Raw genomic sequence first — 16,791 nt, 5'->3', positions numbered from 1 at the left:
CGGGTCACGGGCTCCCCGGACTCCCGTCGACGGGGGTCGCGGCGGGGCCTTCGACGGCACTCATGACGGGGCCCCCGACGGGCCCGTCGAGCTCATCGAGCGCCCCGGTCAGCCAGGTGATCCAGAAGCTCTCCAGGTCGATGCCGCCGCGCAGAAGGAGGTGGCGGAGCCGGTCGTCCTGGCCCGTCCGGCGTTCCGGCGGGAAGTCGCGCCTCTCGATCTCCAGGTACTCCGCCCGCTGCCGCCGGTGCAGCTCCAGATGGCGGCGCAGCTCCGCGCCGAGCCCGGGTGCCCCGACGACCGCCGCCGCCCGCATCCGGAGCAGCAGCGGATCGCGGACCGGCTTCGGGGCCTCGGAGAGCGCGACCCAGGCCGCCAGCTCCTCGCGGCCCGCCGGCAGCACCTCGTACTCCTTCCTGCTGCCCCTGGCCGGCTGGTCGGGCAGCAGGGCCCGGATCCGCCCGGCCTGCTCCAGCCTGCCGAGCTCGCGGTAGATCTGCTGGTGCGTCGACGACCAGAAGTAGCCGATCGACCGGTCGAAGCGGCGGGTCAGTTCGAGCCCCGACGACGGTTTCTCCAGCAGAGCGGTGAGGATCGCGTGCGGCAGTGACATGGGGTGCATCCTACGAACGCGGGCACGAGGACCGGGTTCAGAGCGCTGCGGCCAACTCGGTGCCCTGGCGGACGGCCCGCTTGGCGTCCAGTTCGGCGGCCACGTCGGCGCCGCCGATCAGATGCACCGGCCGGCCCGCCGCGCGCAGTTCCTCGTACAGGTCGCGGCGCGGCTCCTGCCCCGCGCAGAGCACGACGGTGTCGACCGGCAGCACGTGCTGCTCACCGTCGACGGTCAGGTGCAGTCCGTCGTCGTCGATGCGGTCGTAGGTGGCACCCGCGATCATGGTGACGCCGCGGTGACGCAGTTCGGTGCGGTGGATCCACCCCGTGGTCTTGCCGAGCCCGGCCCCGACCTTGGTCGCCTTGCGCTGGACCAGATGGACCGTGCGCGGCGGCTTCGGGCGCTCCGGCAGGCGCAGCCCGCCCCGGTGCGCATAGGTGGTGTCCACGCCCCAGCCGCGCAGGAACGCCTCCGGGTCCCGGCTCGTCCCCTCCCCGGAGTCGGTCAGGTACTCCGCGACGTCGAAGCCGATCCCGCCCGCCCCGATGACCGCGACCCGGTCGCCGACCGGCGCCTTGTCGCGCAGCACGTCCAGGTAACTGACCACGCTGGGGTGATCGACCCCCTCGATGGGAGGGGTGCGCGGCTCGACCCCGGTGGCGAGCACCACCTCGTCGTACCCCTCCAGCGTCCCCGTCCCGGCGCGGGTGGCGAGTCGTACGTCGACCTCCAGCTCGCGCAGCCGGGTGCGGAAGTAGCGCAGCGTCTCGTCGAACTCCTCCTTGCCGGGCACCTGGCGCGCCACGTTGAGCTGCCCGCCGATCTCGTCGGCGGCGTCGAAGAGGGTGACCGCGTGGCCTCGTTCGGCGGCCGTGACCGCGCAGGCGAGACCGGCCGGGCCGGCGCCGACGACGGCGACGCTCCTGCGGGTCCGGGTGGGGGAGAGGACCAGCTCGGTCTCGTGGCACGCCCGGGGATTGACCAGGCAGGAGGTGATCTTGAGGCTGAACACGTGGTCCAGGCAGGCCTGGTTGCAGCCGATGCAGGTGTTGATGGCGTCGGAGCGTCCGGCGGCGGCCTTCGCCACGAAGTCGGGATCGGCGAGGAAGGGACGGGCCATCGAGACCATGTCCGCGCGGCCCGAGGCGAGGATCTCCTCGGCGACCTCGGGGGTGTTGACGCGGTTGCTCGTCACCAGCGGTACGGAGACCGAGCCGCGCACCTTCTCGGTCACCCAGGTGAACGCGCCGCGCGGCACCGAGGTGGCGATGGTGGGGATGCGGGCCTCGTGCCAGCCGATGCCGGTGTTGATGATGGTCGCCCCGGCCGCCTCGACCGCGCGGGCGAGGTGCACGACCTCCTCCAGCGTCGATCCGTCCGGCACCAGGTCGAGCATGGAGAGCCGGTAGATCAGGATGAAGTCCTCGCCGACGGCCTCGCGCACCCGGCGCACGATCTCCACCGGGAAACGGACGCGGTTCTCGTACGAGCCGCCCCAGCGGTCGGTGCGGTGGTTGGTCTCCGCCACGATGAACTCGTTGATGAGGTAGCCCTCGGAGCCCATGATCTCGACCCCGTCGTAACCGGCCCGCCGGGCGAGGGAGGCCGCCCGGACGAACTCCTCGATCGTCTCCTCGACCTCCTCGTCGGTCAGCGCGCGCGGGGTGAACCCGCTGATCGGCGCCTTGAGCGCGCTCGGCGCCACCAGGTCCGGGTGGTGGGCGTACCGGCCGAAGTGCAGGATCTGCATGGCGATCCGGCCCCCCGCCGCGTGCACCGCCGAGGTGATCCGGGCGTGCTCCTCGGCCTCCGCCTCCGTGGTCAGCTTGGCGCCGCCGGGCACGGAACAGCCGCGCTCGCTGGGCGCGATGCCGCCGGTGACGATGAGGCCGGCGCCGCCGCGGGCGCGCTCGGCGTAGAACGCGGCCATCCGCTCGAAGCCGTTCTCGGCTTCCTCCAGTCCCGTGTGCATCGACCCCATGACCACCCGGTTGGGAAGGGTGGTGAATCCGAGGTCCAGCGGGCTCAGCAGCGTGGGGTAGGGGCTCATCGGGGTCTCCTCGCACGGTGTCGTCACGCCAGTTGTAGAGGACCGGAACGCTGTTGTGCAACAAGTTGCACAATGACCTGCGTCGCATTCGTGCGGTCCGGACCCCTCCCGGACCCGCCCGCCCTTGCCCGGACACCCTCCCGGGCATCCTCCGTACGGCCCAACCGGTCGCGCCCCCGCTTCGGCGCCGGGCGACAGTGGAGCGGTAGCCCGCCCCCTCGTCCCCGGGAGTTCCCATGGCCTGCATCAACCGGCGTGACCTCGGCCTGCTCGTCCTGCGCGTCGGTACCGGCGCCGTCCTCGCAGCCCACGGCTCCCAGAAGCTCCTCGGCTGGTTCGGCGGCGGAGGCGTCGAAGGCACCACCGCGGCCATGGAGGCCATGGGCTTCCATCCCCCCAAGCACAGCGCCGTCGCCGCCGGACTCGGCGAGATGGGCGGCGGAGTGCTGCTCGCGCTCGGCCTCGCCACGCCGGCTGCCGGCGCAGCCGCCGCCGGCGCGATGGCGGGCGCGGTCGCGGTCCACGCCCCGGCCGGCTTCTTCGCCCAGGGCGGCGGGTACGAGTACCCGGCGTTCCTCGGGTTCACCGCCGCCGCGATCGGCCTCACCGGCGCCGGTGACTACTCCCTCGACCACGCCACCTGCCACGTGCTCGACAAGCCGTGGGCGGTGGCGCTGGCCTTCCTCGGCAGCGCCGTCGCCGCGGCTGCCGTGGTTGGCAAGCGTGCGAAGGCGCAGGCCGCGGTACCGGACGGGCCCGAAGCGGTCTGAGGGCCCGGGGGCCGGAGCCCCGATAGGCGATCCGTCGGCATTGATCCGCCGAACTGGGGCATCCGTCGGTCCATGGAGACCAGTGCGATAGCGGAACACGGAAGAGGCCAGGCACGGAGTGCGGCCAACGGAAAAGCGGTCGAGACGGCGGCGCGTGCCGGATTCGTGGCGCGCGGTGTCATCTATCTGCTCATCGGAGTGCTCGCCCTGCGCGTGGCGTTCTCGAACAACGGTGACGGCGGGAAGCAGGCCGACCGGGGCGGCGCGCTCAAGCAAGTGGCCGAGCAGCCCCTCGGCGGGGTCCTCCTGTGGCTCCTCGGCATCGGACTCGTGGGCATGGCGCTCTGGCGGCTCTCCGAGGCGGTGTTCGGCCAGGCCGGTCCGGACGGGCACAAGCCCACGAAGCGGATCATGGCCGGCGGACGCTGCGTGTTCTACGCGTTCGTCGCGTACTCCGTGATCTCCTACGCCGTCGGCGACAAGGGCAGCGGCAGCGGGTCCAGCGACAAGCGGACCGACGACGTCACCGCCAAGGCGCTCGACTGGCCCGGCGGTCAGTGGATCGTGGGGCTCGCCGGGGCCGTTGTCGTGGGCATCGGGCTGTGGCTGATCTTCCGCGCGGTGACCCTGAAGTTCCGCAAGCACCTCGACATGTCCGGCAGCAGCGAGAAGGTCCGCCGTGCCGTCGACGTGGTCGGTGTGGCCGGAGGTGTCGCCCGGGGCGTCGTCTTCGGCACGGCGGGCGGGTTCGCCATCGCCGCGGCCGTCCAGCACGAGCCGGGCCAGGCCAAGGGCATGGACGACACCCTGCGCTCCTTCACCGACACCCCCGCAGGACCCTGGCTGCTCGCACTGATCGCCCTCGGCTTGGCGGCCTTCGGCGTCTTCTCCTGGGCCAACGCCCGCTGGCGCAAGGTCTGATTGCCCCTGACTTCCCCCGCACCCCTCACACGGCCCCGCCGGGCAACCGAACCCCCGGCGGGGCCGTCCCGTCTCCCCGGCGCGGGCGCGGCCGGGAGGGGTCGGCGGCGGGTGCTCAGCGCAGGCCGCGCGCCAGTTTGAACCGGGCCAGCGCGTCCGGGAGGTGGATCACCGGAGCGGGGTAGTCCAGCGCCACGCGATCCGGTTCCGGAAGCCGCCACGGCTCGTGCACCGCCGCACCCCCGATGCCGGCCAGCTCCGGCACCCAGCGTCGTACGTACGTCCCGTCCGGGTCGTAACGGTGGCTCTGGAGCACCGGGTTGAGCACCCGGTTGGGGCGGCTGTCCGTCCCGGTGCCGGCCACCCACTGCCAGTTGAGCTGGTTGTTGGCGATGTCGCCGTCCACCAGCAGGTCCAGGAAGTGCCGCGCGCCGATCCGCCAGTCCACGTAGAGCGTCTTCGCCAGAAAGCTGGCGGTGAGCAGCCGGCCGCGGTTGTGCATCCATCCCTCGTGGCGCAGTTGACGCATCGCGGCGTCCACGACGGGATAGCCGGTGCGTCCCTCCCGCCATGCCTCGATGTCGTCCCGGGCCTCCTCCTCGTCCCGCCAGTCGTCGTCCCGCGAGCGGTAGTTCTCGTGGGACGCGGACGGACGGGCCGCGAGGACCTGGTAGTTGAACTCCCGCCAGCACAACTGCCGTACGAACGCCTCCGCTCCCGTCCCGCCGGCCTTGCGGGAACGCTCGATCAGCTCCACCGGTGAGACGGTGCCGAAGTGCAGGTGCGGGGAGAGACGGGAGGTGGCGTCGCCCGCGAGGTCGTCGTGCTGGTTGTCGTACGACCCGAGACCCGACCGCCGCCATGCGGCGAACAGGGCGCGGCCCGCGTTCTCCCCGCCCTCCGCCAAGCCGGGCGAGATCCCCGACACCTGTGCCCGGGAGGGCAGTTCACCGGAGCGCGCGGTGTCCGGCACCCGGACGGCGCGCGGTGGTGCGAGGGGGTCCCGCAGCCGCTCCTGGGACCAGCGCCGGAAGTACGGGGAGAAGACGGCGAAGTGGTTCGCCGCCGACCCCGTGGGCCGCACCGTGCCCGGCGCCACTGCGGTCACCACCCCGTCGTGCACATGCAGTCTCCGCCCCTGCGACTCCAGCTCGGTGCGCAAGCGCTCCTCGCGGGCGTGGGCGTACGCGCTGGCCCCACCGGACATGTGGACGTCCCGGGCACCGGTCTCGGCGGCGACCCGGCAGACCTCCTCGGACACGTCCCCGGTACGGATCACGAGCCGCCCGCCCCGGTCGCGCAGCCCCGCGTCCAGGTCCCGCAGGCAGTCGGCGAGGAAGGCCCGCCGGTTGGGCACCGCGAAACCGGCCTCCTCCACACGCCGGTCGAGGACGAAGAGCGGCACGATCTCGTCGCCCGCGGCCGCCGCGGCGCGCAGCGGCGGATGGTCGTGCAGCCGCAGATCGGCGGTGAACAGGACGACCGAGACGGTCATGGCGCTACTCCTGGACGGGATCGGAACGGGGACGGGGACGTCTGGTGCGACGGGTGTAAGGGGTACGGCCGGTGCTTCCGCACCACCCGGCGGTCCGGATGCGCCGCGCACCGCGCGACCCGGACACCGGCCGCCCGGGTCGCCGCGGTGCGCTTTTGGCTCAGGTCTGTTCCCGAGGACGCGGGCGCACGGCCGCGGTCTCCTCCCGCGCACCGGAGGAGGCGGGATCGCGGGAGGCGGCGCGCGCGATGTTGCGGGCCATACCGCCGAAGACGATCGCGTGGAAGGGCGAGACGCTCCACCAGTAGGCGTGGCCCAGCAGCCCGCGCGGGTGGAAGAGCGCGCGCTGGCGGTAGTGGGAGCGCCCGTCGGCCCGCTCCTCCGCGTACATCTCCAGCCAGGCCAGACCCGGCACCCGCATCTCCGCCCGCAGCCGCAGCAGCCTGCCCGGCTCGATCTCCTCCACCCGCCAGAAGTCCAGTGAGTCCCCGACCCTCAGACGGGCGGCGTCACGGCGGCCCCGCCGCAGCCCCACCCCGCCCATCGCCCGGTCCAGCCAGCCCCGCACCGCCCAGGCGAGCGGGAATGAGTACCACCCGTTGTCGCCGCCGATGCCCTCCACGACCCGCCACAGCGCGGCCCGGGAAGCGTCCACGTCCCGCTCCCGGACGTCCTCGTACAGGCTGCCGCCCGCCCAGTCCGGGTCCGTGGGCAGCGGGTCGCTCGGAGCGCCCGGGAGCGACGCGGAGGACCACCGGGTGGTCACCTGCGCCTCCCGGACCCGCCGCAGGGCGAGGGAGAGCGCCTTGTCGAAGGGGAAGGGCTGCCCGGGCCCGTCCGGCACGTACCGCGCGATGTCGTGCTCGCGGCAGACCACCTCGTACTTCAGCGACTCCGCGAGCGGCCGGGCGATGGACCGGGGCACCGGGGTGACCAGCCCGATCCAGTGACTGGACAGCCTGGGCGTGAGCATCGGGACGGGCAGGATCAACCGCTTCGGCAGGCCCCCGACCTCGGCGTACCGCTCCATCATCACCCGGTACGTGAGGACGTCGGGCCCGCCGATGTCGAAGGAGCGGTGCACGTCCCGGGGCATCCGTGCACTGCCCGCGAGGTAGCGCAGCACGTCCCGGACGCCGATCGGCTGGATCCGGGTGGACACCCAGCTCGGGGTGACCATGACCGGCAGCCGCTCGGTGAGGTAGCGGAGCATCTCGAAGGACGCCGAACCCGAACCGATGATGACGGCGGCCCGCAGCACGGTCGTCGGCACCCCCGAATCGAGCAGGATGCGGCCGACCTCCGCGCGGGACCGCAGATGCGGGGAGAGCTCCTCCTCCGGTACGCCACCGGGGGTGAGGCCCCCCAGGTAGACGATGCGGCCCACCCCGGCCGCACGGGCCTGCTCGCCGAAGATCCGGGCCGCCCGGCGGTCGGTCTCCTCGAAGCCCGGACCGGTGCCCAGCGCGTGCACCAGGTAGTACGCGACGTCGATGTCCCGCATGGCCGCGGCCAGGGACTCCGGATCGGTGACGTCCCCGCGCACCACCTCCGCCTCGGCGGCCCAGGGGTAGTCGCGCAGCTTCTGAGGGGTCCTCGCCAGAGCGCGCACCCGGTGGCCGGCCGCCAGCAGCTCCGGCACCAGGCGGCCGCCGATGTAGCCGGTGGCCCCCGTCACCAGACATCGCAGGCCTTTCCCGTCGTCCCCGGTCCCGCTGGCCGTCTCCCTGGCCGTCTCCATGCCGCCTCCGCCTCGGGTCGATTCCGGTCGTCTTCTTCCACCGTCCCCGCCCGTACCGCATTCCGCCCGGCGGGGCCCGGTGGATGCACCGTGACACGGTCGGGGCGGCCGAATGGGTCGCGGGGCCGCTCAGGAGCCTCGCCACCGGCCCCGGCAGCCACTGCCCGGCCGGTCGGCGTGGTCCCCTCGGAAGCCTGGGCCCGCGGCACCGGCACGTCGCCGGCACGGATCGGGGCCCGCCCGCATCCGCCGGACGAGGGACGGCGGAAGAGACGCGACGGGCCCGGACGACACGGGTCCGCGACGGATCCCGTACCGCCGGCACGTCGGCTCGGCGGTACGGGACCCGCCCGAGCGGTACGGAGACCGATGCGACCAGAAGGACCTGTGATGCGCCTCACCCGGGCGGCGGTTTCCGCCTCTGCCGACCCCGACCACCGGCGGCCCGAGCGGTCCGGCGGGGGCGCGCAGCCACCCGACCGGACCCACCCCGCCGAGGGGGCCCCGGCAGGTCCGGACGCCCGGGAGCCGCACGGCGCTGCGGTCCGCGCGCACGAGGACCCGGCGGCCGGCGGCCACACCCGGGCGCACGACGGGCCCCGGCGGGCGGCCGACGGCTCCGACGAGACCCGCGGCGGCCGCGACCCGGACGGCCCCGCCGCGCCCCGGCCCGGCACGCCATCCGTCGAACCCCTCGCACGCGTCGAACCCCGTGAATCCGTCGAGCCCGTCGAGCCCGTCGAGCCCGTCGAACCCGTCGAGTCGGTCGGGTCCGTCGACGCGGACGTGGCCGGCGCCGTCCTCCGTACCGCCCGCACGGTCCTGGGGGAGCACCTCGCCGAGGCCTCCGCCATCGACACCGTCTTCACCCGGGACGTGGCCCGGCGGGTCGCGGACTTCACGCTCGGCGGCGGGAAGCGCGCCCGGCCCCGCTTCCTCTGGTGGGCGATGCGGGCCTGCGGCGGCGGCGCGGACACCACCGGCGCGGCGCTGCGCCTCGGTGTCGCGCTCGAACTCATCCAGACCTGCGCCCTCGTCCACGACGACGTGATGGACGGCTCGCCGCTGCGCCGCGGCCGCCCCGCCGTCCACGTCGAGCTGGCGGGCGTCCCCGGCGGCCCTCCGGACACCGCCTTCGGCACCTCGGCCGCCGTCCTCGTCGGCGACCTCGCCCTGGCCTGGGCGGACGACACCGTCGCGGCGCTTCCGATGAACCCCGCCACCCGGTCCCGGGTCCTGAGGATCTGGCGGGCGATGCGCACCGAGATGGTGGCCGGCCAGTACCTCGACCTGCACGGGCAGGCCGCGTCCACCCGCACCGCCGCGCACGCCCTGCGGACCGCCTGCCTCAAGAGCGCCCTCTACTCCGTGGAGCGCCCCATCGCGCTGGGGGCGGCGCTGGCGGGCGCCGACGAGCGTACGACCGCCGCTCTCTGCGCGGCCGGCCGCAGCGCGGGCACCGCCTTCCAGCTCCGCGACGACCTGCTCGGCGCGTTCGGTGACCCGGCGGTCACCGGAAAGCCCTCCGGCGGCGATCTCCGCGACGGCAAGCCCACCTATCTGGTGGCCGTCGCCCGGGAGCGCGCCGAGGCGGCGGGCGACACCGCCGTGCTCGCGGTCCTGGACGCGGGCGTGGGCGACCCCGGTCTCACCGACGAGGGCCTCGCCCGGGTACGGGACGCGCTCACCCGGAGCGGGGCGCGTACCGCCGTCGAACACCGGGCGGACCGGCTCGCCGCCGAGGCGGACGCCCGCCTCGGCCTCGCCGGACTCCACCCGGAGGGCGCCCGGCAGCTGCGCCTGCTGCTGCGGGAGGCCGCGGGCGGGCGCACCCCACCACCCGGGCCTCCCGCCCCACCGTCCGCACCCGGCCCCGCTCGTGAAGCTCGTGAAGGAGACACCACCCCATGAGGACCGTCCCCGGGCGCACCGACCACGTCGTGGTGGTCGGTGCCGGCCTCGCCGGCCTGTCCGCCACGCTCCACCTGCTCGGCGCAGGCCGGCGGGTCACCGTCGTCGAACGCGACCTCACGCCGGGCGGACGCGCCGGCCTGCTGGAGCGCGGCGGCTACCGCATCGACACCGGCCCCACCGTGCTCACCATGCCCGACCTCGTCGAGGAGGCATTCGCCGCCGTCGGTCACCGGCTCGCCGACCGGCTCGACCTGATCCCGCTCCACCCCGCCTACCGTGCCTGGTTCGCCGACGGCTCCACCCTCGACGTGCACACCGAACCGGCGGCGATGGAGGCCGCCGTGGAGGAGTTCGCGGGCGGCGACGAAGCGCTCGGCTACCGACGTCTGCGGCAGTGGCTGGAACGCCTCTACGCCGTGCAGATGCGCCGCTTCATCGACGCCAACTTCGACTCACCGTTCCAGCTCCTCCACCCCGACCTGGCACGGCTCGCCGCGCTCGGCGGTTTCGGCCGGCTCGACGCGCGGATCGGCCGCTACCTCCGCGACGAACGGCTCCGCCGCGTCTTCTCCTTCCAGGCCCTGTACGCCGGAGTGCCGCCGGCCCGCGCGCTCGCCGCGTACGCCGTCATCGCCTACATGGACACGGTCGCCGGGGTGTACTTCCCGCGCGGCGGCATGCACGCCCTGCCGCGGGCCCTGGCGGACTCGGCCGCCGAAGCCGGTGCCGCGTTCCGCTACGGCGAGTCCGTCAGCCGGCTGGAACGTTCCGGCGACCGGGTCACCGCCGTCGTCACCGACCGGGGCCGCATCCCGTGCGACGCGGTCGTCCTCACCCCGGACCTGCCCGTCAGCTACGAGCTGCTCGGCCGGACACCCCGTCGGCCCGGCGGGCTGCGGCACTCGCCGTCCGCCGTCGTCCTGCACGCGGGAACGGACCGCACCTGGCCCGGACTCGCCCACCACACCCTCTCGTTCGGCCGGGCCTGGAAGGGCACCTTCCACGAACTCACCCGCACCGGCTCACTGATGAGCGACCCTTCGCTCCTCATCACCCGCCCCACGGCCGGGGATCCCACACTCGCCCCGCCCGGCAAGCACCTCCACTACGTGCTCGCACCCTGCCCCAACACCGACATCGGCCCGTCCGCCCTCACCTGGGACGAACTGGCCCCCCGCTACCGGGACCGCCTCCTCACCGAACTCGAACGCCGGGGCCTCGCCGGGCTCGGCTCCGCCATCGAGGAGGAATGCCTGGTCACCCCGGTCGACTGGACCGCCCAGGGACACGCGGCCGGCACCCCGTTCTCGGCCGCCCACACCTTCCCCCAGACCGGCCCCTTCCGCCCCCGCAACCTCGTCCGGGGCACCACGAACGCCGTACTCGCCGGCTGCGGCACCACCCCGGGCGTCGGCGTGCCGACCGTGCTGATCTCCGGGAAGCTCGCCGCCGCCCGGATCACCGGTCCGCTCCGGCCCCGGCCGGCCACCGCGACCACCCCGCGCCCCGTCCCGAAAGGCACCTCCGTATGACCGCCCGTGAACTCGACGCGGCAGCCATCCACGACCCCGCCCTGCGCGCCGCGTACGCCACCTGCCGGAGGCTCAACGCCGCCCACGGGAGGACGTACTTCCTCGCCACCCGGCTGCTCCCCGCCGACCGCCGGCCCGCCGTGCACGCTCTCTACGGCTTCGCCCGCCGGGCCGACGACATCGTGGACGACCTGACCGGCGACCCCACCCCCGGGGAACGCGCGCGGGCGCTGCTCGCCTTCGAACAGCGGCTCGCCGAGGGCCTCGCCCACGGCACCGCCGACGAACCGGTGATCCGGGCACTGGTCCACACGGCTGCCGTGTACGGCATCGACCACCGCCACTTCACCGACTTCATGGCCTCCATGCGCAGCGACCTCACGGTGACCGGGTACGCCTCCTGGGCGGAACTCGGCGGCTACACCCACGGATCGGCCGCCGTGATCGGACTCCAGATGCTGCCCGTCCTCGGCACGGTCGGACCACGCGAGGAGGCCGCCCCGTACGCCGCCGACCTGGGTGTCGCCTTCCAGCTCAGCAACTTCCTCCGGGACGTCGGCGAGGACCTCGACCGGGGCCGCGTCTACCTCCCCGCCGACCTGCTCGCCGCACACGGCGTCGACCGCGAACTCCTGGTGCACAGCAGAGCGACGGGCCTGCGCGACCCGCGCATCACCTCCGCGCTCCGGGCAGCGGCCGCGCACAACCGGGAGATCTACCGGCGGGCGCTCCCCGGCATCGCGCTGCTCGCCCCCGAGTCGCGCCCCTGCATCCGCACCGCGTTCGTGCTGTACGGCGGCATCCTCGACGCCGTCGAGGCCGACGGCTACGCCGTGCTCCACCGGCGCGCGGTCGTCTCCCGTGCCCGCCGCGCCACGGTCGCCCTGGACGGCCTGGTGCGCGCACTCGCCGCACGCTCCGGGGCCCGCACCGCTCCTGCGCCGCGACGGAGAGTCCCGCCGCGCGCCCTGCCGGTGACGGACGCTCAGCGGGCCGGTCTGCCCCACCGCGACCCGGCCGTCACCCGGGCCGGACGGGAGGACGTGGCATGACGCATCCCCACCCCGGCCGGCCCGGCCGCCGCGGACGTGTCCCACTGCGGCTGCGCCGCGACCCGGTGCCGTGGGAGAAGCAGCGCCCCACCTGGCGCGACGCCCGTCCCGCCCTCATCGCGGGCGCCCTCAAGCACGCGCTGAGCCGACCCTCCGGCAACTGGTACGTCATCGGCGCGTCCCGCCGCATCACCCCCGGCCGCTCCTTCGGACGGACCGTCCAGGGCACCGAGGTCGTCGCCTGGCGCGACGCCTCGGGCCGCCTGCGCGCCGGCCCCGGCGCCTGCCCGCACCTGGGCGCACCGCTGCGGGACAGCCCGGTCCGCTGCGGCACCCTCGTCTGCCACTGGCACGGACTCGCCCTCGACGGCGGGCCCTTCGCCGGCTGGGAGCCCTACCCCGCCTTCGACGACGGAGTCCTCGCCTGGGTACGGCTCGACGAAGCGGGCGGCGAAACCCCGCTGGACCGGCCCGTCGTCCCCGAACGGCCGGTGGCCGCGACGGCGGTCGACGCGGTGTACGAGGGATTCGGCACCTGCGAACCCGAGGACGTCGTCGCCAACCGCCTCGACCCCTGGCACGGCGCCTGGTTCCACCCGTACTCCTTCGTGGACCTGACCGTGCTCGACGTCCCCGGCGGCGAGGCCGGGGACGGGCGGGACGGGTTCGCGGTCGACGTCTCCTTCAAGGTGGCGGGCCGCGTCGTCGTGCCCGTACGAGCCGTGTTCACGGCGCCCGAACCCCGTACGGTCGTCATGCACATCACCGAGGGGGAGGGCCGGGGCTCCGTGGTCGAGAGCCACGCCACCCCCCTCGGCACCGACACCGCCGGCCGGCCGCGCACCGCCGTGGTGGAGGCGGTCGTCGCCGCGTCCGACCGGCGCGGATTCGCCGTCGCCCGCGCGGCGGCCCCGCTGCTGCGCCCGCTCATGAGGGCCTCGGCGGGGCGGCTCTGGCGCGACGACCTCGCGTACGCCGAACGCCGCTGGGAGCTGCGCAGCAGCGGGCGGTTCCCGGGGTGAGCGGGACGGCCCCGGCGGATCAGGGGCGCACGACATCCTTGAACGTGTAGCCCCCCGAGGGTTCCATCTGTACGAGCGCCATCGCCTTGTTGTCGGGATTACCGTCCGAAGCGAAGGAGGTCGGGCCGCTGAGCCCCGACACGGCGAACTTCCCGCTGAGCTGGAGCAGCATCTGCAGGGTGGAACCCGTGTTGACCTGGCCGTTCCCCTCCGGTCCCGCCGCGTTCCGCACTGCGACGCCGAGTGCCCAGACGGCGTCGTGTCCCATGATGACCTGACCGTCCTGCAGGGCCTTGAGCGCGGCGGCGTCGTCGCCGCCGAACTCCGTGCTGTACAGGGTGAGGAAGCCGGGAAGCGGGTCGTGCTCCTTGTCGTAGAGCTTGGTGGCCAGAGAGGGGTGCGCCAGTGAGGAGTAGAGGACCGTCACCTTGCTCTCGGTCCACTCGGTACGGAGCTTGTCGTGGAGCGCCTCGCCGTCCTGGGAGCCGAAGTACGCGCCGACCGCGTCGTCGCCCGTGATCAGGGTGACCGGGCAGCGCCGCTCGCTCGCGGACATTGCGTAGATGAAGTTGCGTACGTTGACGCCACGTCCGGCGAAGAACACCGCATCGGGGTTGAGCGCGCACACCTTGTCGGCGACCGACGAGAAGGCGTTGGAGATGCCGTCCACCCCGGAGAGGAACTCCAGCGGACTTCCCACCGTCTTCAGGCCCTTCACGGAGGCTGCCGTCGCGAAGGAGTCGAACATCGAGGTGTTGTAGATGTCGTCCTCGTTGCGGTCCCGGATGACGGCGACCGTGTAACCGGGGACGTCCTTCTGCCGCTTCACCAGGTAGTTGACCACGGCGGCGGCCTGGTCGCGGTTGGGCGGTGAGGTCCGGAAGAAGCCGGGACGCGCCGCTTCCGCGAGGCTGTCGGCCGTCACCGTCGCACCCATCATGGGGATGCCCGCGTCGCGCAGGGCGTCGACCGCGTTCTTCGTGCCGCCCCGGCTCTGTCCGAAGCCCGCGACCGCGATCAGGTGGTTCTTGTCCTTGGACTTCGCCACGAGCTCCTCGGTGAGGGGCCGCCACTGTTCCGAACGGAGCCCGAGATTGCCGACCAGCAGGCGTACCCGCGGCAGGTCGCCGTGTCCTCCGAGGCTGGCCTCATTGAGCTCGCGCTGGGCGAGGTAGGCCCCCTCCAGTTCGGCTCGCAGTCCGTACTTGGTCTCCTCCTCCCCTTTCGCGGTGGTCAGCGGCTCGACATAGGCGAGGGAGACGAACGGTTTGCCGGACGCCCGGACACGGTCGTTCTCCTTCTTGATCTTGTCCATGACCACGTCCAGTGAGGGTCCGAAGGAGAAGGAGCCGTCGCTGAGACCGATGCACTCCTTGCGGTCGCCCCTCTTGAGGATGTGCGGCGCACACTCCTTCGCGTTCTGCTGCCATGCCTGGTACGCCACGACGCCGCCCGTCACCGCTCCTGCCAGGACGATCGTGGCGGCCGCGATCCACGGCGCCTTGAGCCGCCGTGGCGCGCGGGGTTCGAAGGAGCCGTCGCCGAGTGTCACCACCAGGGTTTCCTTTCGTAGCGTTGGGCCATCTGCAGCAGCACATGGCGGTCGTGCTCGTTTCCGATCGGCCGCCGGAGTGTCAGGAACTCCTCCACGATGTCCGGGTACAGCTCCGCGTACGGATCACCCAGCGGATCGCCGTACGGCTGGGCCGACCCGTCCGGCCGCGGATGGGGAGTGATCCACCCGGCCGCGAGGAGACGGGTGATGGCGCGTTGGGGGGCATCGCCCTCGGCGACACCGACGAGACGCTCGTAACGGTCGCGGGCCGCCTCCGGCAGCGCGCCGCTCCAGCGGCAGGGGGCGCGCTGCAGCCAGGCGAGGTCCGCACACCACTGGTCGGCGCGCACCTCGTCGAACCGGTGCCGGAGATAGCCCACCGCGGAGTCCAGGTCGTCCAGCGCCAAGTCGTGGTAAGCCACGGCGCGCAGGTCGCCCCGTGCCGCCGCCTCCGCACGCAGTGCGCGATGCGTGCCCGTCCACGAGCCGGGCCCGCCGTTCTCCGGCGCGCCGTCGAGCCGGCGCAGCAGCAGGAAGCGGGTGAGCCGGTGCAGCGCGGGGAGGCCCTCGTCGGGCTCGGGCACCGTTCGCAGTTCGTCCGCGCAGTAGCCGACGAACTCCCGCAGCACCGGCTCCTGTCCCTCCCACAGGGACTCGCAGGTCTCGGCGCGGCCGAGCGTGACGGCGGCGGCGGCCCGCGGCATCAGCCGCGCGAGCTGGGCGGAGCAGTCGCGGAGCAGTAGTCCGAGCAGCCGCGGCCCCACGGACAGGCGGGGCACCGGCTGGACACTGCCGTCGAGTGGTGCCAGGCACTCGTGCACGCGGGTCTCCCACGGCATGTCGGCCGGCGTACGCCGCAGGAAGTCGAGCACTTCGGCCGTGCCCGCCGGGTGGCCCCGGGTGATCTCGTAGACGAGCCAGCCGAGCCACTGCACGGCGTTGTCCGTGCGCGGAAGGACGGAACCGGCGGGCAACTGGTCCAGCAGGGCGGCGGCATGCGCCTCCACCTCGCGGCGGCTGAGGTCCCGCAACTGGCCGACCAGTACCTGGGGCCCCGCCGCCAGCGGCTGGAAGAGGGAGGGCTGGGGCCAGCTCTCGCGGTAGTCGGGGCGATGGCCGCTGCCGGTCTCGGCGCGGACCAGTGTCTCCGGCCGCTTGCGCGCGGTCGTGATGACGAGAAGCGGGTCCGGGAGGCCGGAGCGCTCCCGGGATTCGAGCAGCAGCGTGAGGAAGGATTCACCGACGGGGGAGTCCACGTTGTCCAGGAGCGCCGGACAGAGCGTGGTACGCAGCCGGTCGGACCTGCCCGAAGCGTAGGCACCCCGGAGGTCGGCGAGGAAGGAGTCCAGCAGTACCCGTTCCGCTTCGGCCCGCTGGGCGGGATAGCCGTGATAGAGCTGATTGACGCCGACCAGGAAGTCCGCCGTCGTGCCCCGCCCCGGTCCTCCCGCCGTCGTCTCGGCGAACCTGCGACGCAGCCGCAGGTTGAGCCGCAGGCGTATCCCGCCCTCGACGAGGGTGACGACGACGGGACCCAGTGAGGGCAGTCCCGGTATCCCGGCGATCTGGACGACGCCGTCGACGACCTGCTCCAGCGCCTCGTACGAATACTCCCGCGCCCGCCCCGCTCGCAGGGCGTCCGCCATCTCGCGAACCGCCCGCTCCCGGCTGCGCACGTCGACCGCCGTCCCGACCGCGGCGAGCAGTGCCCCCAGCGCCGGGAAGCCCAGTCGCGGGATGCCGTCGCGGTGCGCGCCGAGCTGGAAAGCCATTTCGATCAGCACGTCGATGGCGGTCCCACCCCGCTCACCGACCGGCTCCACGTCTATTTTCGCCAGCGGCACGCGGTGCGCCCACTGGCCCAGATGCCTCGCGAGGGAGGTCTTTCCGCTGCCGCGCGTCCCGAGCAGCACCAGTGCGGGAACCGGTCGCAGCGGCCCCTGAGCCCTGCTCAGCAATCCGGCCACGTACCGCCGTACGGCGGCGTCGCGCTCCGAACTGCCACCTCTGTCGTCGGGCATCCGGCCTCCCCGTTATCTTTTTCGCGGTCCTGCAATGGGGCCGCTGGCCTCCGGGCCCGGCATGACTGTGTCCCCCTGTCGATCTTGATGACCTGGGGGGTG

Annotated in this window: 12 protein-coding genes; 6 read left to right on the top strand and 6 right to left on the bottom strand. The window is 73.6% G+C overall.

The annotated features are described in order from the left end of the window. Window positions 1-4 precede the first annotated feature (4 nt). Both ACFYPN_RS30475 and ACFYPN_RS30470 read right to left on the bottom strand, forming a co-directional pair. Window positions 5-613, bottom strand: a complete 609-nt coding sequence (locus ACFYPN_RS30475; protein ID WP_389302719.1) for a PadR family transcriptional regulator — start codon at window positions 611-613, stop codon at window positions 5-7. A gap of 37 nt (window positions 614-650) precedes the next feature. After that, window positions 651-2,666 carry an FAD-dependent oxidoreductase gene (locus tag ACFYPN_RS30470; RefSeq protein WP_389302716.1) on the bottom strand — a complete coding sequence of 672 codons (2,016 nt, stop codon included), beginning with the start codon at window positions 2,664-2,666 and terminating at the stop codon, window positions 651-653. Between the two features lie 236 nt (window positions 2,667-2,902). Between ACFYPN_RS30470 and ACFYPN_RS30465 the strand changes: the two genes are divergently transcribed. Continuing rightward, a complete protein-coding gene (locus ACFYPN_RS30465; protein ID WP_358760587.1) occupies window positions 2,903-3,436 on the top strand; it encodes a DoxX family protein in 534 nt (177 codons plus the stop codon). Window positions 3,437-3,508: 72 nt separating this feature from the next. Further along, the gene (locus tag ACFYPN_RS30460) at window positions 3,509-4,357 is read left to right on the top strand and encodes a DUF1206 domain-containing protein (protein ID WP_358760586.1); all 849 of its coding nucleotides are present in this window, start codon (window positions 3,509-3,511) and stop codon (window positions 4,355-4,357) included. A gap of 115 nt (window positions 4,358-4,472) precedes the next feature. Here the strand turns inward: ACFYPN_RS30460 and ACFYPN_RS30455 are convergent, their stop codons facing one another. Then, complete coding sequence (locus ACFYPN_RS30455) at window positions 4,473-5,852, bottom strand: cryptochrome/photolyase family protein (RefSeq protein ID WP_389302712.1); 1,380 nt, start codon at window positions 5,850-5,852, stop codon at window positions 4,473-4,475. A 160-nt stretch (window positions 5,853-6,012) separates the two neighbouring features. After that, complete coding sequence (locus ACFYPN_RS30450; RefSeq protein ID WP_358760584.1) at window positions 6,013-7,593, bottom strand: SDR family oxidoreductase; 1,581 nt, start codon at window positions 7,591-7,593, stop codon at window positions 6,013-6,015. A 390-nt stretch (window positions 7,594-7,983) separates the two neighbouring features. Here ACFYPN_RS30450 and ACFYPN_RS30445 point away from each other — a divergent pair, with 390 nt between their 5' ends. From ACFYPN_RS30445 to ACFYPN_RS30430, 4 genes are read left to right on the top strand one after another with little or no spacing between them, the layout of a single operon-like run. After that, entirely contained in the window at window positions 7,984-9,504 is a 1,521-nt protein-coding gene (locus ACFYPN_RS30445) for a polyprenyl synthetase family protein (protein WP_389302709.1), read from the top strand. Beyond that, window positions 9,501-11,039, top strand: a complete 1,539-nt coding sequence (locus tag ACFYPN_RS30440; protein ID WP_358760582.1) for a phytoene desaturase — start codon at window positions 9,501-9,503, stop codon at window positions 11,037-11,039. The genes ACFYPN_RS30445 and ACFYPN_RS30440 overlap by 4 nt, the downstream gene beginning before the upstream one ends. Next, window positions 11,036-12,091 carry a phytoene/squalene synthase family protein gene (locus ACFYPN_RS30435; RefSeq protein WP_389302706.1) on the top strand — a complete coding sequence of 352 codons (1,056 nt, stop codon included), beginning with the start codon at window positions 11,036-11,038 and terminating at the stop codon, window positions 12,089-12,091. The genes ACFYPN_RS30440 and ACFYPN_RS30435 overlap by 4 nt, the downstream gene beginning before the upstream one ends. Beyond that, on the top strand, window positions 12,088-13,113 hold the full coding sequence (locus ACFYPN_RS30430) for a DUF5914 domain-containing protein (RefSeq protein WP_389302703.1): 1,026 nt from the start codon (window positions 12,088-12,090) through the stop codon (window positions 13,111-13,113). Before ACFYPN_RS30435 ends, ACFYPN_RS30430 begins: the two co-directional genes overlap by 4 nt. A gap of 19 nt (window positions 13,114-13,132) precedes the next feature. On the opposite strand, the gene ACFYPN_RS30425 is transcribed toward ACFYPN_RS30430, so the two are convergent. Next, a complete protein-coding gene (locus ACFYPN_RS30425) occupies window positions 13,133-14,668 on the bottom strand; it encodes an ABC transporter substrate-binding protein (protein WP_389302700.1) in 1,536 nt (511 codons plus the stop codon). Continuing rightward, window positions 14,662-16,689, bottom strand: coding sequence for an ATP-binding protein (locus ACFYPN_RS30420; RefSeq protein ID WP_358760578.1), 2,028 nt, complete (start codon window positions 16,687-16,689; stop codon window positions 14,662-14,664). The genes ACFYPN_RS30425 and ACFYPN_RS30420 overlap by 7 nt, the downstream gene beginning before the upstream one ends. Window positions 16,690-16,791: the final 102 nt, after the last annotated feature.

The sequence above is a fragment of the Streptomyces sp. NPDC005576 genome (assembly GCF_042871745.1).
Taxonomy (GTDB): domain Bacteria; phylum Actinomycetota; class Actinomycetes; order Streptomycetales; family Streptomycetaceae; genus Streptomyces.
The sequence above is the reverse complement of the archived record's forward strand: the minus strand, read 5'-3'. Positions and strand labels throughout refer to the sequence as shown.

Coding starts and splice junctions, on each gene's coding strand:
- ACFYPN_RS30475 (WP_389302719.1), bottom strand. CDS start 613: ATGTCACTGCCGCACGCGATCCTCACCGCTCTGCTGGAGAAACCGTCG.
- ACFYPN_RS30470 (WP_389302716.1), bottom strand. CDS start 2,666: ATGAGCCCCTACCCCACGCTGCTGAGCCCGCTGGACCTCGGATTCACC.
- ACFYPN_RS30465 (WP_358760587.1), top strand. CDS start 2,903: ATGGCCTGCATCAACCGGCGTGACCTCGGCCTGCTCGTCCTGCGCGTC.
- ACFYPN_RS30460 (WP_358760586.1), top strand. CDS start 3,509: ATGGAGACCAGTGCGATAGCGGAACACGGAAGAGGCCAGGCACGGAGT.
- ACFYPN_RS30455 (WP_389302712.1), bottom strand. CDS start 5,852: ATGACCGTCTCGGTCGTCCTGTTCACCGCCGATCTGCGGCTGCACGAC.
- ACFYPN_RS30450 (WP_358760584.1), bottom strand. CDS start 7,593: ATGGAGACGGCCAGGGAGACGGCCAGCGGGACCGGGGACGACGGGAAA.
- ACFYPN_RS30445 (WP_389302709.1), top strand. CDS start 7,984: ATGCGCCTCACCCGGGCGGCGGTTTCCGCCTCTGCCGACCCCGACCAC.
- ACFYPN_RS30440 (WP_358760582.1), top strand. CDS start 9,501: ATGAGGACCGTCCCCGGGCGCACCGACCACGTCGTGGTGGTCGGTGCC.
- ACFYPN_RS30435 (WP_389302706.1), top strand. CDS start 11,036: ATGACCGCCCGTGAACTCGACGCGGCAGCCATCCACGACCCCGCCCTG.
- ACFYPN_RS30430 (WP_389302703.1), top strand. CDS start 12,088: ATGACGCATCCCCACCCCGGCCGGCCCGGCCGCCGCGGACGTGTCCCA.
- ACFYPN_RS30420 (WP_358760578.1), bottom strand. CDS start 16,689: ATGCCCGACGACAGAGGTGGCAGTTCGGAGCGCGACGCCGCCGTACGG.